Origin of the sequence: Paenibacillus sp. FSL F4-0122, assembly GCF_038002845.1 — a bacterium.
Classification (GTDB): domain Bacteria; phylum Bacillota; class Bacilli; order Paenibacillales; family Paenibacillaceae; genus Paenibacillus_AQ; species Paenibacillus_AQ odorifer.
Map to the genome: position 1 here is coordinate 2,640,667 of NZ_JBBODI010000001.1, position 24,369 is coordinate 2,665,035.

Annotated in this window: 20 protein-coding genes; 13 read left to right on the forward strand and 7 right to left on the reverse strand. The window is 47.0% G+C overall.

What is annotated here, in order from left to right; genetic code table 11:
* Positions 1-5 precede the first annotated feature (5 nt).
* Positions 6-1,364, forward strand: coding sequence for an aspartate aminotransferase family protein (locus MHH49_RS11315; RefSeq protein ID WP_341138138.1), 1,359 nt, complete (start codon positions 6-8; stop codon positions 1,362-1,364).
* Here the strand turns inward: MHH49_RS11315 and MHH49_RS11320 are convergent.
* The gene (locus MHH49_RS11320) at positions 1,339-3,027 is read right to left on the reverse strand and encodes a PucR family transcriptional regulator (RefSeq protein ID WP_341138139.1); all 1,689 of its coding nucleotides are present in this window, start codon (positions 3,025-3,027) and stop codon (positions 1,339-1,341) included. The genes MHH49_RS11315 and MHH49_RS11320 overlap by 26 nt on opposite strands.
* 318 nt (positions 3,028-3,345) lie before the next feature.
* Between MHH49_RS11320 and MHH49_RS11325 the strand changes: the two genes are divergently transcribed.
* Genes MHH49_RS11325 through MHH49_RS11340 form a run of 4 tightly spaced genes read left to right on the forward strand, consistent with a single transcriptional unit; the run spans position 3,346 to position 7,753 of the window.
* Positions 3,346-4,737: an NAD(P)-dependent oxidoreductase gene (locus tag MHH49_RS11325; protein WP_341138140.1), complete on the forward strand. Its 1,392-nt coding sequence runs from the start codon at positions 3,346-3,348 to the stop codon at positions 4,735-4,737.
* 45 nt (positions 4,738-4,782) lie between these two features.
* Positions 4,783-6,072: an NAD-dependent dihydropyrimidine dehydrogenase subunit PreA gene (gene preA / locus MHH49_RS11330; RefSeq protein WP_076099706.1), complete on the forward strand. Its 1,290-nt coding sequence runs from the start codon at positions 4,783-4,785 to the stop codon at positions 6,070-6,072.
* 2 nt (positions 6,073-6,074) lie between these two features.
* Complete coding sequence (gene hydA, locus MHH49_RS11335; RefSeq protein WP_076272923.1) at positions 6,075-7,502, forward strand: dihydropyrimidinase; 1,428 nt, start codon at positions 6,075-6,077, stop codon at positions 7,500-7,502.
* On the forward strand, positions 7,502-7,753 hold the full coding sequence (locus tag MHH49_RS11340) for a hypothetical protein (protein WP_051491218.1): 252 nt from the start codon (positions 7,502-7,504) through the stop codon (positions 7,751-7,753). The genes hydA and MHH49_RS11340 overlap by 1 nt, the downstream gene beginning before the upstream one ends.
* Before the next feature lie 322 nt (positions 7,754-8,075).
* On the opposite strand, the gene MHH49_RS11345 is transcribed toward MHH49_RS11340, so the two are convergent.
* The gene (locus tag MHH49_RS11345; RefSeq protein ID WP_341138780.1) at positions 8,076-8,528 is read right to left on the reverse strand and encodes a GNAT family N-acetyltransferase; all 453 of its coding nucleotides are present in this window, start codon (positions 8,526-8,528) and stop codon (positions 8,076-8,078) included.
* Positions 8,529-8,687: 159 nt separating this feature from the next.
* Here MHH49_RS11345 and MHH49_RS11350 point away from each other — a divergent pair, with 159 nt between their 5' ends.
* Together MHH49_RS11350 and MHH49_RS11355 are read left to right on the forward strand one after the other, a co-directional pair.
* Positions 8,688-9,305 carry a TVP38/TMEM64 family protein gene (locus tag MHH49_RS11350; RefSeq protein ID WP_036682051.1) on the forward strand — a complete coding sequence of 206 codons (618 nt, stop codon included), beginning with the start codon at positions 8,688-8,690 and terminating at the stop codon, positions 9,303-9,305.
* A 59-nt stretch (positions 9,306-9,364) separates the two neighbouring features.
* Positions 9,365-10,276 (forward strand): aldo/keto reductase, encoded by a 912-nt coding sequence (locus MHH49_RS11355; protein ID WP_341138781.1) that lies wholly within the window; start codon positions 9,365-9,367, stop codon positions 10,274-10,276.
* Between the two features lie 12 nt (positions 10,277-10,288).
* Here the strand turns inward: MHH49_RS11355 and MHH49_RS11360 are convergent, their stop codons facing one another.
* From MHH49_RS11360 to MHH49_RS11375, 4 genes are all read right to left on the reverse strand, one after another.
* Entirely contained in the window at positions 10,289-11,800 is a 1,512-nt protein-coding gene (locus MHH49_RS11360) for an aminotransferase class V-fold PLP-dependent enzyme (RefSeq protein ID WP_036682047.1), read from the reverse strand.
* Between the two features lie 125 nt (positions 11,801-11,925).
* Positions 11,926-12,402, reverse strand: a complete 477-nt coding sequence (locus tag MHH49_RS11365; protein ID WP_036682046.1) for a DsrE/DsrF/DrsH-like family protein — start codon at positions 12,400-12,402, stop codon at positions 11,926-11,928.
* Positions 12,403-12,523: 121 nt separating this feature from the next.
* Positions 12,524-12,841 carry a hypothetical protein gene (locus MHH49_RS11370; RefSeq protein WP_051491217.1) on the reverse strand — a complete coding sequence of 106 codons (318 nt, stop codon included), beginning with the start codon at positions 12,839-12,841 and terminating at the stop codon, positions 12,524-12,526.
* Between the two features lie 54 nt (positions 12,842-12,895).
* Complete coding sequence (locus MHH49_RS11375; protein WP_341138141.1) at positions 12,896-13,519, reverse strand: acetate uptake transporter; 624 nt, start codon at positions 13,517-13,519, stop codon at positions 12,896-12,898.
* A 335-nt stretch (positions 13,520-13,854) separates the two neighbouring features.
* On the opposite strand from MHH49_RS11375, the gene MHH49_RS11380 reads away from it, so the two are divergent.
* From MHH49_RS11380 to MHH49_RS11395, 4 genes are all read left to right on the forward strand, one after another.
* Positions 13,855-14,772 carry a prenyltransferase gene (locus MHH49_RS11380; protein ID WP_254924501.1) on the forward strand — a complete coding sequence of 306 codons (918 nt, stop codon included), beginning with the start codon at positions 13,855-13,857 and terminating at the stop codon, positions 14,770-14,772.
* Positions 14,773-14,807: 35 nt separating this feature from the next.
* On the forward strand, positions 14,808-15,584 hold the full coding sequence (locus tag MHH49_RS11385; protein WP_249267652.1) for a DUF6081 family protein: 777 nt from the start codon (positions 14,808-14,810) through the stop codon (positions 15,582-15,584).
* Between the two features lie 38 nt (positions 15,585-15,622).
* Positions 15,623-16,576 carry a 1,4-dihydroxy-2-naphthoate polyprenyltransferase gene (gene menA, locus MHH49_RS11390; RefSeq protein WP_036682041.1) on the forward strand — a complete coding sequence of 318 codons (954 nt, stop codon included), beginning with the start codon at positions 15,623-15,625 and terminating at the stop codon, positions 16,574-16,576.
* Positions 16,577-16,739: 163 nt separating this feature from the next.
* On the forward strand, positions 16,740-17,735 hold the full coding sequence (locus MHH49_RS11395; RefSeq protein WP_076274844.1) for a Gfo/Idh/MocA family protein: 996 nt from the start codon (positions 16,740-16,742) through the stop codon (positions 17,733-17,735).
* An 87-nt stretch (positions 17,736-17,822) separates the two neighbouring features.
* On the opposite strand, the gene MHH49_RS11400 is transcribed toward MHH49_RS11395, so the two are convergent.
* Complete coding sequence (locus MHH49_RS11400) at positions 17,823-19,178, reverse strand: dicarboxylate/amino acid:cation symporter (protein WP_036682429.1); 1,356 nt, start codon at positions 19,176-19,178, stop codon at positions 17,823-17,825.
* 356 nt (positions 19,179-19,534) lie between these two features.
* On the opposite strand from MHH49_RS11400, the gene MHH49_RS11405 reads away from it, so the two are divergent.
* Positions 19,535-20,302: a hypothetical protein gene (locus MHH49_RS11405; protein ID WP_076099702.1), complete on the forward strand. Its 768-nt coding sequence runs from the start codon at positions 19,535-19,537 to the stop codon at positions 20,300-20,302.
* Positions 20,303-20,375: 73 nt separating this feature from the next.
* Entirely contained in the window at positions 20,376-24,095 is a 3,720-nt protein-coding gene (locus MHH49_RS11410) for an S-layer homology domain-containing protein (protein WP_341138142.1), read from the forward strand.
* The last annotated feature ends 274 nt before the right edge of the window (positions 24,096-24,369 follow it).

The following is a 24,369-nucleotide window of genomic DNA, read 5'->3' on the forward strand; positions in this document are numbered from 1 at the left end:
ATGTTATGCAGAGTCTGGGGAACGATAGCGAGCTTGCGGTGAAGAAGGATCAGGAATATTTATGGCACAACATTACGCCTTATAGTGAAAAGAATCCGCCTATGATTGCCGCCTCGGCGAGTGGGTCGTGGATTACGGATATACAGGGCAATCGATTTTTGGATGGGATGTCTGGCTTATGGTGTGTAAATGTGGGATACGGGCGCAAGGAGCTGGCGGAAGCTGCTTACAATCAGTTGCTGACCCTGCCTTATTTTCCTCTGACACAAAGTCATCTCCCGGCGATTGCGCTGGCGGAGAAGCTGAATGAATGGCTCGGAGACGACTACGTGATCTTCTTTTCCAATAGTGGATCGGAAGCCAATGAGGCTGCTTTCAAAATGGCACGCCAGTACCAGCAGCAAATCGGCCAGCATTATCGCCATAAATTCATTGCCCGTTATCGTGGATATCACGGCAGTTCGCTTGGTGCATTATCTGCAACAGGCCAGGCCCAGCGCAAATATAAATATGAACCGCTGGCGGGTGGGTTTCTGCATGTAGCTCCCCCGGACAGCTATCGCCGCCCGGCCGGGATGACTGTGGAAGAATTCAACCTCCAGTGTGCACAGTCCATAGAGGATATGATCATCTGGGAAGGCGTGGAGACGGTAGCTGCGGTGATTATGGAGCCTGTAATTACGGGTGGTGGCGTCATTGTACCGCATCAGGTTTATTTGGATCGGGTGCAGGAAATCTGCCGTAAGCACGGTGTGTTGCTCATTATGGATGAGGTGATTTGTGGATTCGGACGTTCTGGACGTAAGTTTGGTCATCACAACTTTAATGTGAAGCCTGACATCGTAACGATGGCTAAGGGACTGACTAGCGCTTATCTTCCTTTATCCGCGACTGCTGTTCGTAAGGATATCTATGAGGTATTTAAGGACAATAGCGATGACTATGGCCATTTTCGCCATGTGAATACTTTTGGTGGCAACCCTGCCTCCTGTGCGCTGGCGCTGCGTAATCTGGAGATTATCGAGCAGGAGAAGCTGGTGGAACGTGCGGATCTTTTAGGTAAAAGAATAAATACAGAATTTACCGAGCTGCTTGATCACAAGCTTGTAGGTGATGTCCGCAGCTTTGGTTTGGTGACAGGGGTTGAGCTGGTTGAAGACAAGGTCAGTAAGAAGCCGGTTGATCTGAATATTGTGAAAGGAATTATTGCCGAATGTAAGTCCAAGGGGCTTATCATCGGCAAAAATGGCGATACCGTAGCTGGGTTCAACAATGTGCTTACCTTCGCCCCGCCGTTATCCTCCACGGATAAAGATATAGAATTTATTATCGATACCTTTAAATCTGTGCTGAACGGGGGCTAGGTAAAGTGATTTTGTCTGGATATAGAAATTGGTAAGCGCGCAGGGCGACTTGAATGGAGATGCGATTCTCTGGCTGCATGAAGTCTTCACCCAGTAGCTCTGTTATTTTGTCCAGGCGATAATAAAGTGACTGTCTGACAATGAATAAGTTTCGAGCGGCAATTTGTTTGGAACCATCATGATCCAGATAAACACGAAGGGTAAGCAGCAGCTCGCTGCCTTTGGTTTGGTCGTGGTCGATTAGCGGGCCGAGATAACTGCGAATGAAGTTCTGTAACGTTTTTCCGTCATTTAAGCTCAACAGCAACTGGAATACACCCAGCTCTTCATAGAAGAGTAATGACTTCTGGTAACAGGAGTATAACGATAATGCCTGTAGGGCTTCCTGATAACCGGAATAGGCTCGTTTTAGGCGCTTATGCGATTTGCTGACTCCAATGACGAGCTGCAAATCCTTGAGCTTCTCATCGGAGCGGATGTTCTGCAGGGCTTCAAGTGCTTGTTGAAGTCGCATTTTGCCAGGCATTTTTGATTGGATGTCGAGGGCGATGACGGTGAGGCGATTGTTCTTAAGGGTGATCAGCGGACGTAAAGAATATTTCTCAAAGATGGAACGCAGGATGAGCGAAAGGTGGAAGGTGATGGACTCCCATTCGTTCTCCGAGCTGTTCCATTTTACATCTCTGGGGTTCTTGATCTCTATAAGGCATACACGGTAAGGAAGCTCGTTGACCACATTGAAATTAGAGTCGATCAGGCCCTTTAAGCGGTTATCATCTTCGATGCGGCCGTTGATCAGCTCGTCGACCCATAGATTTTCTGAAAAAAGCTTGCGCTCCTCCATATACCGGGTTCGCAGCAGCTCCTGAGCAATGGACAAAGAGGCGGAATCCAGCAGCAGACAGTCGAATTCCTGTGGTTTGTGATTGCATACCATCAGAATGTAAGCCCAGGTCTGATCCAGCGCACCTACAGGCTTGAGCGCGATGGTCTTCTGTCCATATTCCCGGATATAGGGGGCAGCGTCAGGTTGAATTCCTTCCAGCTCGTCGCCGAAGGCGGTGAAAAAATTCAGCAATGGAGCCTGCTCTTCCGGCGAAAGGGCCGGGAAAAATAAGGGTTTGCCTTGCAGCTGCATATAGACAATTTGTGTGCGGGTGCTTTTGCACAATAATTGCAGCACTTTCAGCGTTCCTTGTGAAGTTAAGGTCAGACGGTGGAATTCACGTGAGATTTTTTCAAGTTCTTGGAGCATCCGGTGATGCCGGTTGATGATAATCGAATGAAGATCCAGCGTGATATCTACGAAACGAACCGTGCGGGTGAAGATGATTAGCGGAAAGTCATGCCTATCGGCTAATTCGATCATCTCTTGCGGGATGGTGCTGAAATACGTACCTAACTCAATACATAGGCAAGCTGCATTTTTGTCGATCAGGTTCTGCATAAACTCCAAGGAGGAAGGGAGATCGACACTTGCACCAATCCCCGTAGTCAAAATCATTTCTTCGCCATGAATCAGAGTCTCGAAGTTGGCACTTTCCAGCACATGCACCCAGCGAATGGCACGGCTTAGGCCGCTTTTCCCGCCGATCACCTCGGCTTCTGCGAATAGTGGTCTTTTTAAAGCGTCACGAATGGTTAATACAAGCTCCCAGTCCATAGTTACTCCCCCTCGATCTTCTGCGCTCTGGCCTTCGGTTAATGCCCTGTTATTCTCAGCCTATTCTCACACGTAAAAAATACAGTTTTGAAATTAGACAAAGTGTCTAATGCAACGAAAATTCGAAATGACTATAGTTTGATTAACGGATGTCAGTATATATAACCTAATCAGGGAGAATGTTGAGAGATAATTTCTGTTAAAGCTTATATTACTACAATAATTAAAAGATGTAAGCAAAATATTCAGACAAAACTTGAAATAATGTTATATTATATAACACAAATATGAAAAATTACCCATAAGGAGGGACTAGTGATGGAGCATTCTTCTCCGTTACCAGCATTTACACCTGATATGTTCATGCGTAATTTCGCCGAGGCTGAGCCGCCTCTGACCCATAAAGGTGCCATGGATGAGTCCAATCGCTGTCTATATTGCTACGATGCCCCATGTATAAAAGCATGTCCGACCAGCATTAATATTCCCTCCTTTATCAAACGGATCGCCACTGACAATCTGAAAGGCTCGGCACAGACGATTATGGATTCCAATCCTGTGGGTGCCAGCTGTGCTCGTGTTTGTCCTACAGATGAGCTGTGTGAAGGCGCCTGTGTGTTAAATGATGCCTCGGCGCCGATCCAAATCGGACTGCTGCAGCGTTATGCGACAGATTGGGCGATAAACAGCGGAGTTCAATTATTTAAGGCTGGCATTCCTAATGGGAAAAAGGTAGCCGTTATCGGCGGTGGTCCTGCGGGATTGTCAGCGGCTAGGGAACTCGCCCGTGAAGGTTTTGCTGTTGTGATCTACGAAGCGAAGGCGTTAGCGGGTGGGCTGGATACACATGGGATTGTATCGTTTCGGCTCCCGCAGTCTGTATCTCTTTGGGAAGTAGAGCAGGTAGAGAAGCTGGGTGTGGAAATACGTACAGGTGTGAAAGTCGGAGTAGATGTTTCTGTAGATGAGCTGAAGTCGAATTATGATGCCATCGTTTTGGCAGCGGGTATGGGTTATGTGCCTCCAATAGGGATTGAAGGTGAAAAAATGGCTGGAGTTTATGATGCCATTGCGCTCGTAGAATCCACTAAGACGGGCATTCCTCTACTAGAGCTGATGGGTCAGCGGGTCGCTGTCATTGGTGCAGGGAATACGGCTATTGATGCAGCGACTTGCTCAGTGCGGCTGGGAGCCACCAATGTGAAAATGGTCTACCGCCGGACCCGCGAAGAGATGACGGCTTATGACTTTGAATATGAATTTGCGAAGCAGGAAGGTGTGGAGTTCAACTGGCTTACCTTACCGAAACGTATCGTGGGTGATGGGCTTGGGAATGTAACTGCACTGGAATGTGTGCAGATGAAGCTGACGGAGGAGCTGGGCAAAGATGGGCGTCCAATACCTATGCCGATCGAGGGTTCTGAGTTCTTGATTCCTGTAGATGCAGTTGTAATAGCTATTGGTCAAAAGCGTCGTCTGGATCTAATAGATTCCTTAGGTCTTATGCATGACCGTGGGGTTGTGAGGGTGAATGAGGTCACCTGCCAAACCTCCGATCCGCAGATTTATGCCGCTGGGGACATCATATTTGGTTCAGGTAAAGGCGAGGCCATGGTTGTATCAGCGGCACAGCAGGGAAAAGATGCAGCCCATGCGATTGTTAAACAATTCTCAGGCCAGCAGGAGGTCGTTGTTAGATCTGCCGGCTGAGCGTAGAAATCATATTGGATTTTACATGACAGGGAGGGAACATCAATGGCAGATTTAAGTATTAATCTCGCAGGAATCAAATCACCGAATCCGTTCTGGCTGGCCTCCGCGCCGCCTACGAATACAGGTTATCAAGTGCAGCGGGCCTTTGAAGCAGGTTGGGGCGGGGCGGTGTGGAAGACGCTCGGCGATCCGATCATTAATACCTCATCGCGTTTTGCGGCAGTAAATTTCAATGGGCAACGGGTTGCGGGCTTTAACAATATTGAACTGATCACCGACCGTCCACTTGAAGTTAATCTGAAGGAAATCTATGAAACGAAAAAAAGATTCCCGAATCATGCGATTATAGCCTCCCTGATGGTAGAACCAACGCAGCATAAATGGCATGAGATTGTTAAGCGGGTAGAGGATGTGGGTGTAGACGGTCTGGAGCTTAACTTTGGCTGTCCGCACGGGATGGCTGAGCGTGGAATGGGCGCTGCTTCGGGGCAGCAGCCTGATCTGGTGCAGGCACAGACCACCTGGGTAAAAGAAGTTGCGACGACCCCGGTGATTGTGAAGCTGACGCCTAATATTACGGATATCACCGTCGTTGCCCGCCATGCGGTTAAGGGTGGAGCGGACGCGATTAGTATGATCAACACGATCAACAGTCTTGCTGGTGTAGATATTCATAGCTGGAACACCATTCCGAATGTTGGAGGTCAGGGTGCGCATGGCGGTTACTGCGGGCCGGCTGTGAAACCAATTGCGCTTAGTATGGTGGCCGAGTGTGCCCGTGACCGGGGAGTCGGCATTCCTATCTCCGGTATTGGAGGGATTTCGACCTGGCAGGATGTTGTTGAATTCATGCTGATGGGTGCTACGGGCATTCAAGTATGTACAGCGGTCATGCATCATGGCTTCCGGATTGTGGAGGAAATGATCGATGGCCTGAACAACTATTTGGATGACAAAGGTTTGGCTTCCGTAACAGAGTTAATCGGTAAATCGGTATCCCGTTACTCCAACTGGGGTGATCTGGATCTCAACTATAAGGTCGTTGCCCGTATTAATGAGAACAACTGCATTAACTGTAATAAATGCCATATTGCCTGCGAAGATGCTTCGCATCAATGTATTGATATGTTAACTAATGCAGATGGGAAAGCTATTCTACAGGTCCGCGAGGAAGATTGTGTAGGTTGTAATCTTTGTTCTATTGTCTGTCCAGCAGACGGCGCGATCGATATGGTTCCAGTCGATACCGGGGCAGCCCCACTGACCTGGAACCAGCGGCAGAAAGTGATCGGGAGTTTGAATGGCACCTATTCGGAAGTGGAGGTGGTGTAAGGATGAAAAAGATTATTAAAAATGGCATCATCGTTACCGCAGCAGATACTTATACAGGCGATGTGGCGATTGAAAACGGGGTTATTACGGAGATTGGCCTTCATTTGGATGTCCCTGGTGCAGAAATTATAGATGCCTCGGGGTGTTATGTTTTTCCTGGAGGCATTGATCCACATACGCATCTGGATATGCCTTTTGGCGGCACGGTTACAGCTGATGATTTTGAGACGGGAACCATTGCAGCTGCATATGGCGGAACGACCACTGTCATTGATTTTTGCTTAACCACCAAAGGACAACCGCTACAGCAAGCCGTAGATAGATGGCATCATAAGTCGCAGGATAAAGCGGTGATTGATTACAGCTTCCACCTTATGGTCTCAGAATTAAACGATAAAGTACTGGGTGAGCTTCCGGAGATAATTGAGAATGAAGGCATTACCTCGCTCAAAGTATTTATGGCTTATAAGAATACTTTTCAGGCGGATGACGGCACACTTTTTAAGACCCTTCAAGCCGCGAAAAAAGAAGGTGCGCTCGTTATGGTGCATGCGGAGAATGGAGATGTCATTGAATATCTTGTTGAGCAGGCCTTGGCCGCAGGCAACACTGATCCGATCTTTCATGCGCTGACCCGCCCGCCGGAGCTGGAGGGTGAAGCTACGGGACGCGCAGCTTATCTAACCGAACTGACAGATTCTCAGCTGTATGTTGTACACGTGACCTGTGCGGAAGCCGCTTGGAAGATTGCTGAAGCGCGTAAAAAGGGACTGCGCGTATACGGTGAGACTTGTCCACAGTATTTAGTGCTGGATCAGACGGCGCTGGAAAAGCCTAATTTCGAAGGTGCCAAATACGTGTGGTCTCCGCCCCTGCGTGAGCAGTGGAATCAGGATGTTCTGTGGGATGCGCTATGGAGCGGCAGCTTGCAGACGATTGGCTCCGACCAGTGCTCGTTTGATTTCAAAGGACAAAAGGATCTGGGGCTTGGCGATTTCTCCAAAATCCCGAACGGTGGGCCGACCATCGAGGACCGGTTTACGATTCTATATTCGGAAGGTGTGCAGAAAGGCCGGATCTCATTGAACAAATTCGTAGACATTATTGCTACCTCTAGCGCCAAGCTGTTTGGCTTGTATCCGCAAAAAGGCACGGTCGCAGTAGGTAGTGACGCTGATCTGGTCATTTTTGATCCTTCTGTAGAAAGAACCCTTTCTGCGGACACGCACCATATGAACGTAGATTATAATGCGTTTGAGGGCTTTGAAGTGAAGGGAGAGCCTGTTTCTGTTCTCAGTCGAGGTGAATTTGTTATTCGTGACAAACAATTTGTCGGCAAAGCAGGTTCGGGAAAATATTTGAAACGCAAACGTTTTGCAGCGGAGGCTCCTCTTCCTTCTAAGGCAGAAATCAGCGGAGGTGTAGTCTAATGTCTGCTTTTGCGGAATATGCCAAAGAACAGCAGGAGATTGATGGGCTGCTTTTTAAAGGGTATACGATTGCCGGCATCCAAGAGGATTTGGACGGTGCCCGAATAAAGTTTGTCAGAGGGGAGCCGGCTAAAAGCTCGGTAGAGCTGTTACTGCTCACAGCGGATGCCCGTAAGTACGTGACAACCCTTGTGGTTGCGGGGTTGAGGGCGGAAGGTGAGCAGGCGGGTTGTTACAGTGGAGAGGTTTGAAGGGAATGGAATTGAAAGCTGAGTAGTGAGCCCACGTAGGATAGGGAACTTGCCGCTCGGCTTTTTATTGTGCCCATGAAAGGGTGCGAGGAGATAACCTACCTGAAAATAGCCGATTATCGTCTCGGAATATACTTTTTGGGGAAATCCTCCCTAAAAAGTAGCTGATTAGGGTCCCAAAATAGACGTTTTAGGGAAAATATCCCTAAAAATCAGTGAAATATGCCGATTTTGCTCAAATTCGCTGAATATTAGGGAAGTTTTCCCTGATTTGCAGTTATAGGCACCTGACAGTCCAAAAATCAGGGAGGATTTCCCTAATCTATTTCTTCTGCTGCTGCTGCTCACGCTCTATATACTCATGCCGTAATATGGACATGATATGCAGAGATTCAAAATGTCCCTCAACCTTTACACAATCACGAAGAGTCCCTTCCAGTGTAGAGCCGCAGCTTTCATAGACATGGCGAGCCCTGTGGTTGTGATCTCTAACATCCAACCATAGCCGATGCGTCTCGGTGTGCTGGAAGATCCAGTCGCTCACGAGATGAAGCGACAGTTTGCTATAACCAAAGCCCTTGGAATGGATCACGATTCTTTTGATACGAACGGTAAGATGAGTATCTTGAAGTCCTGTTACGATGATATAGCCGACTCTTTTCCCGGAGCCCTCCCAATTTGTAAGGTGCAGGATATCTGGATCATGGATAGCCGTAGAGTGCTCCTCTTTACTCCATTGTCCGATATAGGCACGATTAAGCTCACTTTGTTCAATGGCTAGAACGAACGCTAAGTCCTGCTCGGTGGTAGTTTATAGATCCAACGTTTCTGAATGAATGATCATAACCTTATGCACTGTAGGAATGAACGCAACTTCGTGTATAATTGAGACCAAGTGTTAAGAATTCCAATCGGATGAGGAGATCAGCTGGTTATGTATTTTCTTGATATTATGTCTTGGCTGACAGAGGATAATCTGCGGCATCTGCTGGAACAATATCGTTCGTTTGGGCCCTTTCCGGGCATTGCGTTAACGTTTATGAAATCATTTATACCACCGCTACCAACTATTGCGATCGTAGGGCTAAATGGGGCCGTATATGGTTTATGGTTAGGTTTTTTGTATTCTTGGATCGGTCTGGTTGCAGGTTGTGTGACTACCTTTTGGATTATCCGCAAAGTAGCCTCCCATCGTTATTTACGAAAATGGGCAGCGCGGCCCAAAGTAGCCAAAAGCATGACATGGGTACGGCAAAGCGGATTTAGCTATGTTTTTCTGCTTAGTATATTTCCGGTAGGGCCTTTTGTTGTGATTAATATGGCAGCGGGGCTTGCCGGGATGAGGTTCCGTTCGTATCTTCTTGCGCTCACGGTGGGCAAAGCGATTATGGTATTCGCAGTTTCATACATTGGCAACGATCTGGAACGTTTCATTCGCCAACCGTGGGAGATTATCTATGTTCTGTTGTTTATCGGGCTGTCGTTATGGGGAGTCAAAGCCATCGAAGCGCGTTTTGCTAGAACAGCACAGGATGGGAACAAGATAGCTTAGTATAGTGTCAGAATTAACTTGAATTCCTAAATCTAAATAGAATAAAGGAGGAAATGATGATGAAATATCGTAAGCTTGGCAGTACAGGAATGAATGTCTCGGTGATTGGCCTAGGGACTTGGCAGTTTGGCGGAGAGTGGGGCAAGGATTTCACTCAGGCTGAAGTCGATGCCATGCTGGATAAGGCTGGGGAGCTGGGGATTAACCTGATTGATACGGCAGAATGTTACGGAGATCACTTGTCGGAGAAGTTCATCGGGGATTATCTGGCGCGCCGCAAACGCGAGAACTGGGTTGTAGCTACGAAATTTGGCCATCATTTTCAAGGGCATTTGCAGCGGGAACAGCTATGGCGTGCTGAGGATGTGCTTAAGCAGCTGGACGACTCCCTACGCGCACTCCAAACAGAGTATGTCGACCTCTATCAATTCCATTCCGGAACGGATGAGCAGTTCGATAATGATAAGCTGTGGAGTATGCTCGACAGACAGAAGCAAGCCGGTAAAATCCGTCATTTAGGCGTGTCGATCAGTGCATCGGGCTCGGGGGTGCATCAGACCTCTGCGGCAGCGGATGTGCAGGCAGAGGCCATACAAGTAGTATATAATCGGCTGGATCGTCAACCTGAAGAAGAGATTCTTCCGCTGTGCATCGAGCATCAATTAGGTGTGTTAGCTCGCGTTCCGTTAGCCAGTGGTTATTTGAGCGGCAAGTATAAGCCAGATGCGATTTTTGCTCAGGGTGATGTGCGAGCGAACCATAAAGAGAATGTGAGACAAAAGCAGCTGCGCGCAGTAGCAGAAATTGCTGCCAATGAAGTGCCATCAGGTCTGGATATGGCGCAGTGGGCTTTGGCTTGGTGCCTCCAGCATTCCGCAGTAACCAGTGTAATTCCGGGCTGCAAAAATGTAGAACAAGTCATCTCCAATGCCAGTGCTGCCGATTTGGACATGGTGAAGGGCAACGTGTGATAAGTTAGAATGTTACACGGTGAAGAGTTCTTGGAGCTTCATCTCGGGTGAATGCTTCACGTAGATATGATTCCAGCTGTTCGTGGAAGTATCGTAAAGATAGTCCTGCTTCCATTGCTGGACATGGGTCGCAATACTCCTTACAGCGGATACAATTCTCTCTACTTCCTGATTAGTCATAATGGGATGTAGAGAGATGCGAATCCACCCTGGTCTGAAGGATTGGTCGCCGCTCATGATTGCTCCGGCAATCTGAGCGGATTGCGTCCACCCTAATCCGAGCAGGTAATGTCCGTATGGACCTGCACAAGAGCAGCCGCCTCGAGCTTGTATGCCGAAACGGTCATTCAACAGCTGGACAGCAAGGTTGTAATGAATATCGCGCAGTGTAAAAGAGACGATTCCATGACGTTCTGTATGATCTCCGGCCAGCAGTGAGCACTCCGGTATGTCGCTGAGTCCTGCCAATAATTGCTGACACAGCTCGTGCTCTCTCATCACCATATATTGACCGTTTCCATTCATCTGCTCCTTCAGCTTCACGCAAAGTGCCGTGCGAAAAGCCTGTAAAAACCCCGGTGTTCCCCCGTCTTCCCGCATCTCAATCGCATTAGTGTAGCGGCGTCCTCCCCAAGGGTTGACCCAGGCTACTGTACCTCCACCCGGTTCGTCAGGAATACGTCCATTGTTCAGCGCTTCATCAAAGATTAGAACGCCGTTTGTGCCCGGCCCACCCAGAAATTTATGCGGAGAAAAAAAGATCGCATCAAGCTTCTCCAATGGGGAAGGTGGGTGCATATTGATAGGCACGTAGGGAGCACTGGCGGCAAAATCCACAAAACACACGCCCCCATGACGATGCATAGCAGCCGCTAGCTTTGCGTAAGGCGTCTGAATTCCAGTCACATTAGAACAAGCTGTAAATGAACCAATCTTGAAACGGCGATTGGGGTATAATCGCAGCTGGTCTTCAAGCTGCTGGGGGTCAATATTTCCGTCCTTTCCGGCGGGAATGGTAACGACGTCACCAAGCCCCTCCTGCCAAGGAAGAATATTGGAATGATGCTCCATATGGCTGGTGAAGATAACGGGGCGATCTTCCAGCGCGCGGTTATTATGTTCCTGTAGCCATTCCGGGAGCCTTAATCCCATGATACGCTGCAGCTTGTTCACGGCTCCTGTTGTTCCATTGCCGCAGAAGAGCAGTACATCCTGAGGGCCGGCATTTACATGGTTCTTAATGATTTGGCGAGCTTCATTATAAGCCTGCGTCATGATTAGTCCGGTGGTGTTGGAATCTGTATGTGGATTGCTGACGTAGGGACCGAAGGCTTCCTGCAACTTGCGTTCGATCGGTTCATATAGGCGCCCGCTTGCGGTCCAATCGGCATACAGAAGCGGTTGTCTGCCATATGGGGTGGTGATCTGATGCCGAATGCCGATGGTGTGACCACGAAAAGTATCAAAATGGTCTTGTAATGAAGCGGGCGTCTCTGCAGAAGAGGCGTGGATGATGTTTAGCACGGATATTCCCTCCAGCCCGTACGCCGTCAGTGCTAAGTTAATGGGGTGTATTTTCGGCGTGCCAGTAGTTTCTATGGCAACAGTATATGCCTGCATGGGGGATTGGGTTAAAGCCTAGTCAGACTTTAAATAAATAACTGTACATCACTTTCTAAAGCATCTTTTAAATATGCCGCAGCATCGATGATTTCGACCTCTGGCAGCAGTTCCTCGGGCTTAAAGCCCATGATCTCCACAGAAAGCTTGCAGGCATAGAATTTGATGTTTTTTTTACGAGCCCCTTTTAGAAAATGAATCAGCTTCGGTGCGCCTTGTTCCTCCATCATTTCCTCCAGCATCATTCGTCCCAGCCCGCTAAAGTTCAGATGAGAGAGCGGCAGCTGCCCAGGGCCCTTCGGTGTAATAACATCCATCAGCTTCTCGTAGATACTCTTGTCCTCAAGGGTCATTTTCTCCGGATCACGCACCAAAAATAGACCCCAGAATGAAAAGAACATGGTAACCTCGACATCGATATCTCTTGCGGCATTTGCTAGGATCAGTCCAGCCATCGCTTTGTCGTATTCCCCACTGAACATTAGCAGATTGATTTTTTTGCTCACCCTGATAATCCTCCCGTTACTTTTATTAGAATGTCATTAGTATGGTTGTGGTGGGGAGAACTATGCGAAGAGGCTTTCTGAAATTATAAAAAAAAGCCCCCTTTCGGGAGCTTGAGATTTACTAATGTACTTCAGGATCTTTAGATTCTGGATCTGCATTGCGACTGATGTCGTAATAACGGGCGGACAGCCAAATAGCTCCGGTAAATAACACGATGAGTCCAAGGACGATAGAAAAGCGCCAATCGCCTGCCTTGAAATTTAATTGAAGCACCGTTAGTACCAGTGAAACTTGGGTCCAAACCAGTGTTCTTTTGCGAAAAGCCGCAATATCGCCAACCATCTTCGGGATATTCCGAATGATCAGATAGGCAATAACTGCGAGAATAAGGGCGAAAATAGCAGTTACCGCTAATTCAGAAGAGGACAGGACATGCATAGTCTCAGCATCCTTTCGGCTTGCAAAAGTATTAGTTTCAGATCAGAACAATTTCTATTTTTTGAAGATGCCCAGCGGAGCTCCAATTGGTAAGAAGCTACGGCCGAAATGAGCGTTTAGCACGGATGCTCCACATCCGTAAAGGGACACAATACCAATACCAAGCTCAGCACAAGCAGCAAGCTTATGGAAGAATTCTGGAGCGATCCCAAAGGAATCAAAGGTTAGTCCGATAAAAAGAAAATCTATCAATACAAAAATGATAAGCAGAACTCTATTTGCCTCAACGGCACCAATCGTCATAAAGAGTGTGAAGATCAAGTAACCCAAAAATACAAATCCGAGCTGCTTAGGATCTACAGCCTCCGCAAGCGTTGGACCCAATACGCCAAGCTTGATCAGCCAGCTGCTAGCCATGCCGAACCAAAAGAAAGCGTAGGCGCCAAAGGCGGTCATACCAAAGGTATTGTTGTGCTTAGCATCCTGAATGGCGGCGAATAGCTGCGCGAATGCTCCCAGGAAGATAGCCCAAGGAATAACATAGCTAAGTCCTGTTGTAAATTCAAGCTTCTGTGAAGAAGCGACCAATGTGACAATAGCCAGTCCGAATAGCCCGATGGCGCTAGGGTCGGCAGTGACGATTTTGACAGATTGGGTGTTAGGGGATTGCGCTGACATGACAGTAAAAGCCTCCATTATTATATATAGTTTTACGCTCTTAAAAACAGCCCGTAAGGGGCGCTGTTCATAGGCTTGCCTATCATATCATATCGGTATGTGCTTGCCTATAAAACAACACTCATTTTTTGTCGTAAAATAGGGGTCCTGCGTGAAATAAGGAATTGTTTACATTTTTATCTTCCATTATCAAGTTACTTGACCAAACAAACGGAAGTATTATGTCAAGAATAGACATTATATGCAGTGATAATCTTCACAATCTATCGAAAATTGATGTATAATAGTCAGTGATAATTATTATCAAATCATATGAAAAAGGCGGTAAGCTTGAAGTGAACAAATGGACATTATTTACCAAGGCGACCCGGTTTTGGAGTTTTTCTGTTATGCTCATCCCGATTGTTTTGGGGACCGTTGGGGCATATGTATGGGAAGGGACATTCCATCCGGTTTTATTTATTCTTACATTAATAGGGGCGATTTCGGCGCATTTGTTCTCCAATATGGTGAATGATCTGTGGGACTTCCGCAACGGAACCGATACAGAAGCAAAGAATTCCGCTGGTGAAATCAGCACAAACTCCGGGCTACTGACAGGTGGGATCCTCTCGGAGTCTTTTTATGCAAGGATGACCTGGAGTATGCTGGCGATTGCCCTTATCTGTGGTGGGATTCTTAGTATATATAGCGGTTGGAATATCCTCTGGTTTGTACTTGTTGGTGTTTTAATCGCTTATTTCTATGTGGCTCCGCCACTGCGTTATGGCTATCGCGGCAAAGGTTATAGTGAGATGGCCATTTTTATTGCTTTTGGGATTATGCCTGTATTAGGCTCCTATTTCGTACAAACCGGTCAGTTTAGCATGAAGCCTGTAATTCTCTCGCTGCCTGTCGGATTTTTAACTACATTATTGTTGTTTAATCACCATTTTCTACATTGGAAAGCAGATGAGCAGGCGGGTAAGCTTACGCTTGTTGTAGTATGGGGAGAACAAAAGGCACTTGTATTCTCACGTGTACTTCTTTTCACTGGCTACGCTTCGGTGATAGTCTGTGTGCTGTTGGGTGTACTTCCTGTTTACGCACTGCTGGCGCTGGTTACAGCTTTCTGGCCGCTGCGCATTTACAGTAGTCTCAAGCAACATAATGCTTCGCCGGCTTATATCCCGCTGATGGGTGCTTCACAAAAAGCCTCCGTACGCTGCGGAGTAGTAATGGCAATAACTTTATTAATTCAAGGCTTGATCTGATACTAATAGATGGACTACAGAAGGAGTGAGCTTTCATGGAAAAGAAGGACAAGGTATTGATGGCAGAAGAACAACAAGTTAAAGGCAATCGCATGGTTCTTGGGGATTTCCACTCCATTTTAGAAGAAGGAAAGGTCTGGAAGACGGGTGGATTTACACTGCCTGACGGATCATTTTGGGCTTACCGTGAGCCGGAGGCTGTAGTTATCGTTCGTAATGACACCCTGTATGTACGTGCGAAGTTATCTCGCGAGAATCATCAAGTGCAAATTCTGGACAATGCCAAGCACATGTATTATTCAGCCAAGCCAGTGGAGATTCCGGAAGCAGGAGAGATTAGCATTGAGCTGCAAATTCGTTGCCGTACACAAGGAACTGCACCTGGAGATCTGTATGATGGATATGTATCGCTGAACCTGCTGGATTTCACGACAGGCGCTGCGCTTGATTTCTTCGCGGGAAATGATAAATACGCTAGTGTATATGGTATTTTGCCGTTCCCGGGTGTACAAGTACCAGAAAGCACTGGAACGAAATACTTCTGCATCTTTAAAGAAGATACGGATTTCAAACCACGGGAATTCAATACGTACCGTATTACCTATCACCGTGGCAATGATGAGGCTGTATTCTATTTGAACGGCAAGGAAGTACGCCGCGAGAAAAATATTCCGCTTAAATTCAATAACTTCACTGTAGCGCTCGGAATTATGACAGAGAAGGATCTGAGTCCTGAAGGCAGTGTGTCTGTACATGGACAAACAGTTATTGCAGAATGGTCCCCAGTGACGGTTACAACAACTGAACAGTAATGCCTCGCAGGCTCATTTGACAGATAAGGGTGTATGGTGTGAATATTAAAAGCTTTCTAAGATTTGTGGAGCTGCCGACGAAGGTAGCCAGTATTATTCCGTTTCTAATGGGAACGTTGTACGCCCTGTACCGGTTTGAGGATTTTTACGTACTGCGTTTTGGATTGATGTTCGTGTCTTTGCTTAGCTTCGATATGGCGACGACGGCGATTAACAACTATTACGATTTCAAAAAAGCTTCTAAAACCCACGGCTACGGCTACGAGACACATAATGCGATTGTTCATTTTAAGCTAAAAGAGCGCACCGTCGTGGCGACGATTGTGATTTTGCTGGCGCTGGCAGCAGGGGGCGGGATTGCGCTTGTCACTCAGACGGGTTTGCTGGTCTTTTTGCTGGGTGGACTGTCGTTCTTGATCGGTATACTTTATTCGTTCGGGCCGATTCCCATCTCGCGGATGCCGTTAGGTGAGCTGTTCTCCGGTTTGTTTATGGGCTTTGTTATTATTTTTATCTCTGCCTATATCCATACGGATGAGCATGTGGTTTCACTGCTGCTCCAGAACGGCTGGGTCAGCTTGAATATCAACATCGTGGAAGTGCTGTACCTTTTCTGGTTTTCCGTGCCCGCTATTTTGGGGATCGCAGGGATTATGCTCGCTAATAATATTTGTGATATTGATGAGGATGTGGAGAATCGAAGGTATACGCTTCCGGTGTACATTGGCCGCCGCAATGCGCTTGTGCTTTTTAAATATCTCTACTATGTCTCTTATCTGGATCTTGTAGTGCTGCTGATCTTAGGGATTAACCCTATTCTGGTTCTGTTGATTCTACTTACGCTGATCCCGCTGCGCCGAAATATTGCCTTGTTCACAGAGAAACAGGAGAAGGCGAGTACCTTTATTCTTGCCGTCAAAAACTTCGTATTGATGAACCTTGCGCGTATAGTTGTGCTGGGTGCGGCTGTGCTGTTAAATGCACTAATATAAACATTCATATTTTATAAAAAAGCAGTGTCTATCGGGGTTGGAGCTCCTTTTGGCACTGTTTTTTTGCAATTTGCAGGCTTCTTTCTGTTAGAGAAACGTTTCATTCTATGATAAGGTGGCTTTAAGTATAGTAAGTAATCTATAAGGAAGAAGGTTAGCAACGATGGTGCAAAAACTTCGCTGGGGAATCATGGGCTGCGCGCAGATTGCGACAGGTTCAGTGATGCCGGCTATAATGGATTCGCAGACGGGAATGATTACAGCGGTAGCCAGTCGCGGTTTAGAAAAAAGCAGCGCTGTAGCCGCAGAGTTCGGAATAGATAAAGCTTACGGCAGCTATGAGGAATTACTGGCGGATAAGGATATTGATGCAGTGTATATTCCACTGCCAAATCACCTCCATCGGGAATGGGTAATCCGTGCGGCGGAAGCTGGCAAACATATCTTATGTGAGAAACCGATCGCGCTGAACAGTGAAGAAGCGGCTGAGATGGTAAAAGCTTGTAATGATGCTGGAGTCCATTTGGCAGAAGCTTACATGTATCGGCATCATCCTCGGATTGCGGAATTGCAAGAGATTATCTCTAGCGGTGAAATTGGCGAATTACGCTCCATCCGAGGCACTTTTACTTATAATGACGCTACAGATACCTCTAATATTCGCTTTAAATCCGCTTGGGGCGGCGGCTCGCTTTATGATATCGGCTGTTATCCGCTAAGTGCAGCACGACTGCTGTTCGGAGCTGAGCCGGAAGCCGTGACAGTACAGGCTATGTTCTCTCCGGAGCATGACAATGTAGATATGATGGCTTCAGGGCTGGTAGAGTTTCCGAAGGGGCTAAGCCTGATTTTTGATTGCGGGATGTGGGCATATAACCGCCAGCTGTTAGAGATTCTGGGGACCGATGGAATGATTGAAGTGCCTATGCCTTTTAATGCTAGAGATGAGGATGCCGAATTTTTTGTGCATACGGGAGAAGGGGTAAGACGAGTTGATGCCACCGGGGCGAATCCCTATACACGGGAGGTCGATGATTTTGCCGCCGCAGTATTTACAGGAAAAAAATTATTTGCACCCGAGGATGCAGTGCTGGGCATGCAATTGATCGAGACTTGTCTAGCTTCTGCTAAAAAGCGGGAAAGAATTAGTATGCTATAAGAAGATGAATCCAATATGAATCTATGCAAAAAAACCTCCGGGCGCTCTGCTATACGCAGCTTCCGGAGGTTTTTACAGTCTCAGCTTTTAAACGGTGCTCAAGAGAATATCATCGTCATCATTGCTATTAAACGCTTCGCGGTCAAATTCACCTTCGGAATTAGCTACTAACAGAGCTGTTACAGCTGTTCCAGTTGCGTTTACAGCGGTACGGCCCATATCGATGAGCGCTTCAACACCTGCAACGATAGCGATTCCTTCAAGCGGCAGGCCGAGAGCAGTTAAGACTACCGTGGTGGAGATTACGGCAGGTCCAGGTACGCCAGCTACACCAATGGAAGAAATAATACTTACTAATACCAGTGTAATATAGTCGGTCCAGTTCAGATCAATACCGAATACTTGAGCGGTAAATACAGCCACAATAGCTGGCCAAATCCCACCGCACGCATTAAAGTTCACAGATGCCCCTAACGGTGCGATAAAGCTCGCGATCCGTGGGGAGACATGAAGCCGCTTCGTAATAACTTCGAGATTGACCGGAAGTGTTGCATAGCTGCTTCTGGTTGTGAAGGCAACAGTAATGGTTGGATACACTTTGCGGAAGAAACGAATTGGATTCACCTTCGCTACTAATAGAACCAATCCGCCAAAGATAAGTACAAAATGTATAATCATTGCTACGTACGAGGTTATAATTACACTGCCTAGCTCCTGCAACGTCTCCCAGCCATAACGTGCGGTGATTCCGGCAATCAGTGCGAATACGCCATAAGGGGTCAGGCGAATAATGAATTTCACAACCTGATGCAGTATCAGTGTTAGGGATTCAATAAGATCACGTACAGGTTTGACTGCTTCGGGTTTCTTGGAGCCAATCTTGATTATAGCTACTGCTAAGAAGATGGCGAAAATGAGTAGAGGCACAACCTTACCCGTAGCTGCTTCATTAACAGGGTTAGATGGAACAAGATCGAGGATAACCTGGGAGAAGGTCGGGATTTCCCGGGCTGCAAAATCTGCGGGTACATCTTGTTGTATACCTTGGCCGGGATTGAACAGCAGCGCAACCGATAGGCCGATAATAGAAGCGATGCCAGTTGTTCCGAGGAACCAGGCGAAGGTTTTGATCCCGATTTTGCGTAGATACTCCAGATTGGTTAAGGAAGAAATACTGTTTAATACGAGTACGAATACTAAAGGAATGACGAGCATGCGGATCAAGCTGACATAAATGCTGCCGAATGTGCTAATAGCTTTGGTCTCTAAATCGAAGTATTGAAAGAATATACCGGCAATAAGTCCGATGCCAAGTCCGATGAGTACCCGGGTGCCAAATCCAATTCGTTTACGTGCCAGTAGAAACAAAATTGCAAACACAAATATGGAAGCGACAAATCCATACCAGTTCGTTTCGATGGCGGATAATAAGTTGTTATCTATGTTCACTACCAATACCCCCTTAAACCTAGTTTTTTAATGTGATTAATCCTATTGAGATCAATCTATATAGAATTTATAGTAAAGTCAATGTAATTATATGTTAAAAATAATTAATTCCGATAAAAACGATGTGAAAAATAAAAATTGATTGACAAGGCACTATGGCATGAATAATATGGAACTTAATCACAAGCCAATTGGAATCGACTGGACAGCCGGAGATTCAACGAAAGACGCGTAAATTGCGTCCCGTTGAGTCTCTTTTTTTTAACTTTAGAGAAGGGAGAGTTACGGATTTAAGGTACAAGAATGTAATGAAGGGGTCTCTTATTTTATTTGAAAAGGATGGTACACATATGAAAAAGCTTTCGATCTCTTTGGTTGCCGCCGCTATCGTCTTCTCCGCATTGACGTATGCCGCGGTATCCGCTAACAAAAAAACAGCAGAGGCAGCACCCATTCAAGAGAGTAGTAATACAGCAGTAACCGCAGCAGCTTTACCAGTAGCTACTTCTGCGGCAGCAGTTGTTGTTCAGGCAGAAGCTACTGCAGCTCCTGTAACAGAAGCTGTCCAGCCGGAAGCTTCGGCTCCAGCAGCAGAGACAGTCACGGCAGAAGCTACTGCGGCCCCAGCAGCTGTTGATTCTGCGGCGAAGGTTGTTGCTTCAGCAGCTCCAGAAGCGGGCGCAGCTCAGCCTAAAGCAACCGCATCCCCGGCTGCGGACACCGCTAAGACGGCAACAGCTGCAACAACGGTATCTGCATCTGTTAAACCGCAAACCAGCGCGGCAACGCCTGCGCCAACTGCTGCGCCTACGACTGCTCCAAAAGCAAACGTAACCGCTAAAGCCGTTCAGCCGACCGCAGCTCCTGTTGTATCTGAACAGCCTAAGGAAACCGCCGCTCCTGTAGCAAAAGCAACGGAGACACCTTCCAAAAAAGCTATAACCTTCTCTACAACAGAGGTAGTTAAAGCGACCCCGGCTCCGGTAGTTGAGTCTTCTCAACCGAAAACATCGTCTTCTGCACCTGCATCCACGGTCAGCGCACCAGCAGCTGCTCCAGCGGAAACGGTTCAGGCACCCGCACCGGCACCAGCCGCTGAGGAAGAGGTTTGTCCTTGATGAGCAGCAGGCTCATTCAGGATTCCTTTCAGCCCATTCATCCCATAAACCTATTTAAGGCGAGGTGCACATAATGATACGACCATTAACTATCAAAAAAATTGTAACGCTGCTGCTGGCAGCCTCCCTGCTCTTCCTGCCTACACAGGCAGGAAGAGCTTATGCTAATCCGGATAACGCAGAGGTTATAACCTCTTCCCAAGGTGGCGTTAACCAGTTTGACTATTTCAGTCATGTCTATGACCATCTAAATGATGCTAACCATGTATTTAAAACAGCAACGTATGAAGATATCGTTCATCTTTTTGAGAGTGAAGGCACATACGCTGTTCTGGTTGGCGGCGCTTGGAGCGAGAATACACAGGCCGATATCGGCTTTATCAACGAGGCAGCCAAGGAATATGGCATCTCTACGATTTATAACTTTGATACTAAGCTGGACGGGGACACCCTTCAGATTGCAGACAGCAATAATAAATTTGCCTATAAATATGTTGATCTGGTCAACAAGTATTTGAAGAATTTAAATCTGTCTTCCAAAGATGATCCAGAACGCAATGTCAGCTATACCAATAAAAACGGGGAAGTTGTGACTGCTAACAAGCTCGAGTCTCCATTCTTATTGGTATACAACAAGGATCACAAGGATGCACAGGGAAATAGTGCTCCTGTCGTATCCTACCTGGATAAGAGCTATTCGTGGAATGAGTTCCTGACGAACGGAACACTTGATGCGGCGAAGGTTAATACGTATAAAACATCAGTAAGTGAGGTGCTGGGTGCCGCTTCCCGATATGACACTATCGACGAGTCGGCTTATATCAAGGCTGCATTTAATAAGAACTATGAAGGGGAAAATGAGGGAAAACCTACGATCTTCAACGAAGCGGATGGCACGCTTGTTTATGAACATGTGACCTATCATCAGCTGAAGCAAATTTTAGCGAGTGAGGGAAACTATGCGATTTTGTTAGGCGGGTCGTGGTGCCCTAACACGCAAGCGGTGATTAAATATATCAACGAATATGCCAAAAAACATAATATCAATAAGATCTACTTCTTCGACACTAAGTTGGATGCTGGTGTGACCGTTGCTGAGCCTAATAACAACAGCGGCACTAAGGGCAGTGCAAATCCGCATAATAATAATGAGCTTCAGATTAGAACCACTAATCATCCGTATGCGCAGCTTTATGTTGATCTGGTTCGTACTTATCTGACCAATATCAAGACCGAAAACAATTCAGCTGCCAAACCAACTGTAATTAGTTATGTAGATGGACTTGGAAACACCGTGAGCGGAGACAGACTTCAAGTTCCATATCTGTTCACTTATAACAAGGACAACAAGGAGGCAGGAGGCAAAAACTCACCGATTCTAGGGCATGTTGAACTTATGTACAGCTGGACGAATATCCAACCGGATTACGTGCAGGCTAATTACCCAATCGGAGCCAGATACAATAACACTACAACAGCGCTGGATAAAATATTCTCCAGACTCGAAGCTGTACCGGCAGGACTTACCGGTGTAGCACCAACAGCGGCCGACAATAAGGATGGGCAAATTGTAGGCACCAGTGCAGCATTGGAATTTAAGCTTGCTGGAGACGAGGCTTACACCCCAGCTTCGGGATCAGCCATTACAGGGCTTGCACCTGGTGTTTATAAGGTAAGATATGCCGCTACATCGGGCTATCAAGGGCCAACTTCCGCAGCTGGACCCACAATCATTCCTTATAATGCTGGCGAAGACGTAAGTGTGGAAGTTCCTGCTTACACCCATCAACAAGCAGCCCCGACAGGACTGGTAGGCGTAGCACCTACTTCTGAAGCTAATGATGATGGGCAAATTACGGGTTCTGCTGAAGGACAGGAGTATAAAGGCGTTGGAGAAGCTGATTATAAACCTGTAACAGGTACAGCTATCACTGGTCTTACTCCGGGCTTCTATAATGTGCGATATGCGGCAAAAGAGGGATACAGCGTAGGTAAAGACGCTACAGTTGAAGTCCCGGCATATGGTGAGCAAGCGGCACCTACAGGATTAGTAGGTATAGCACCAACCAGTGCAGCCAATGACGACGGTAAAATTATAGGAACTACGAAAGCGCTGGAATATAAGCTGTCTACGGTTACCGATTATGTCTACGCATCAGATGTAGAGATCGTTGGACTGGTGCCGGGTATCTATCAGGTAAGATACGCAGCTAAAGAAGGATTTAACGCGGGTAGAGCAGCAGATGTAATCGTTCCAGCATTCACTGCGGAACAAGCAGCTCCAACTGGGTTACAGGGAGTTGCTCCTACCTCAGCAGCGAACAATGATGGAAGAATTACGGGAACCACGACAGCCTTAGAATATAAGCTGTCGAGTGTAACTAATTATGTGTATGCACCAGATAAAGAAATCACAGGATTAATACCGGGCACGTATCAAGTGAGATACGCAGCCAAAGAAGGTTATAAGGCAAGTCCAGCGACTGACATTGTTGTTCCGGCCTATGTGCCTATTTCAGATCCTGGAACAGGTGGAACAGGTGGCAATTCTACACCGAGCACGACTACACCAACACCATCAGCAAGCCCTCAACTGGTTGCTACGGCAACAGCAGGGAGTACCGTGAACCTATCAGCAACAGCAGCAACTAAAACGGATAAAACCACAGGAGTGACTACTGCAACGATCACAAAAGAAACGGCTGCTGAATTCGTGAGTCTCGCTAAGAAGGCAGAAGCTGATGGGAAGAAAGCTGTTCTTGAAATTAGTGTTGCAGCTACTTCAGATACTCAAACAGCTGAACTTACTCTTCCAAGAAGCATAATTAATGAGTTAGCCGCCGGAACGAAGGCGGAGATTACCATTGATTATGAGAATGTGGGTACGATTACGTTTGATGCCAAATCATTGGCAAGCATTAGTGCAGCTTCAGATGCCGGAGACATCATTATTAGAATCGCGAAGGTGTCATTAACGGCAGAAGGCAAGGCTGTTCTCGGAGACAGACCGGTTTATGACTTGTCGGTTATAGCGGGTGAAAGCACGATTTCCACCTTCGGTGGGGGCAGTGTTCGTGTCAGCGTACCGTACGTGCTGCAAGCGGGAGAACGGTCAGATGCGGTTATTGTGTATCACATTAACAGCACTGGAAGTTTGGACAATGTACGTGGAAATTACAATACCGCTAAGGGAACTGTAGATTTCGTAACCACACATTTCTCCCAATATATTATTGGATATAATCAAGTGAGCTTTGCAGATGTTCCAGATGCCTCATGGTATAGCCATGCAGTAGGTTTCTTGGCAGCACGCAGTATCACATCTGGTACGGATGCTGAACATTACAGTCCTAATGCTGCAATCACTAGAGGGCAGTTCATCGTCTTGTTGCTCAAGGCTTATGACATCACACCGGATGCCATTGCTGCTGATAATTTTGCAGATGCAGGCAATACGTATTATACGAATTATCTTGCTACAGCTAAGCGTCTTGGGGTAGCAACGGGTTCGGGTGATAATCAATTCCAGCCAGAGATTCAGATCACTAGGCAGGAGCTATTTACACTCTTGTACCGCTCGCTTGTAGCGCTAGGTGAACTGCCATCTGAGAAAACAACGGCCACGCTTTCCGGCTTTAGTGATGCTGGACAGATCGCTGGTTATGCACAAGAAGCCCTTCAAGCGCTGGTAGAGAGAGGTGTAGTGACCGGAGCGAACGGTAAACTCAATCCGAAGGAAGTCACTACAAGAGCAGAAGCAGCACAGGTTATTTACAATTTGCTATCCAAATAATCAGCGACTAAGACATAGCGGACGTCACGTAAGTAGCGTTCAACTATGAGTGCGGCGACTCGGTTTGGCTAAGACAGCAGAGCAGCGATTCCTCTTTTATTGGAGTATCGCTGCTCTGTTTTTTTGTTTGTTAGCTGGCTGGTTGCCCTCTTGCCCGCTTGCACGCTTGCCCTCTTGCCCGCTTGATTCAGCAGCTCATTCATTATCGGCGCGGCTTTCGGACCCAGATGACGTTATTTTCCACATTCCAGCCTTTGGGGCATAGTTTCGGACT

Excerpts from the sequence above, each read along its gene's own strand:
- MHH49_RS11315 (WP_341138138.1), top strand. The coding sequence starts at position 6 with ATGCAGAGTCTGGGGAACGATAGCGAGCTTGCGGTGAAGAAGGATCAG.
- MHH49_RS11320 (WP_341138139.1), bottom strand. The coding sequence starts at position 3,027 with ATGGACTGGGAGCTTGTATTAACCATTCGTGACGCTTTAAAAAGACCA.
- MHH49_RS11325 (WP_341138140.1), top strand. The coding sequence starts at position 3,346 with ATGGAGCATTCTTCTCCGTTACCAGCATTTACACCTGATATGTTCATG.
- preA (WP_076099706.1), top strand. The coding sequence starts at position 4,783 with ATGGCAGATTTAAGTATTAATCTCGCAGGAATCAAATCACCGAATCCG.
- hydA (WP_076272923.1), top strand. The coding sequence starts at position 6,075 with ATGAAAAAGATTATTAAAAATGGCATCATCGTTACCGCAGCAGATACT.
- MHH49_RS11340 (WP_051491218.1), top strand. The coding sequence starts at position 7,502 with ATGTCTGCTTTTGCGGAATATGCCAAAGAACAGCAGGAGATTGATGGG.
- MHH49_RS11350 (WP_036682051.1), top strand. The coding sequence starts at position 8,688 with ATGTATTTTCTTGATATTATGTCTTGGCTGACAGAGGATAATCTGCGG.
- MHH49_RS11355 (WP_341138781.1), top strand. The coding sequence starts at position 9,365 with ATGAAATATCGTAAGCTTGGCAGTACAGGAATGAATGTCTCGGTGATT.
- MHH49_RS11370 (WP_051491217.1), bottom strand. The coding sequence starts at position 12,841 with ATGCATGTCCTGTCCTCTTCTGAATTAGCGGTAACTGCTATTTTCGCC.
- MHH49_RS11375 (WP_341138141.1), bottom strand. The coding sequence starts at position 13,519 with ATGTCAGCGCAATCCCCTAACACCCAATCTGTCAAAATCGTCACTGCC.
- MHH49_RS11385 (WP_249267652.1), top strand. The coding sequence starts at position 14,808 with ATGGAAAAGAAGGACAAGGTATTGATGGCAGAAGAACAACAAGTTAAA.
- MHH49_RS11395 (WP_076274844.1), top strand. The coding sequence starts at position 16,740 with ATGGTGCAAAAACTTCGCTGGGGAATCATGGGCTGCGCGCAGATTGCG.
- MHH49_RS11405 (WP_076099702.1), top strand. The coding sequence starts at position 19,535 with ATGAAAAAGCTTTCGATCTCTTTGGTTGCCGCCGCTATCGTCTTCTCC.
- MHH49_RS11410 (WP_341138142.1), top strand. The coding sequence starts at position 20,376 with ATGATACGACCATTAACTATCAAAAAAATTGTAACGCTGCTGCTGGCA.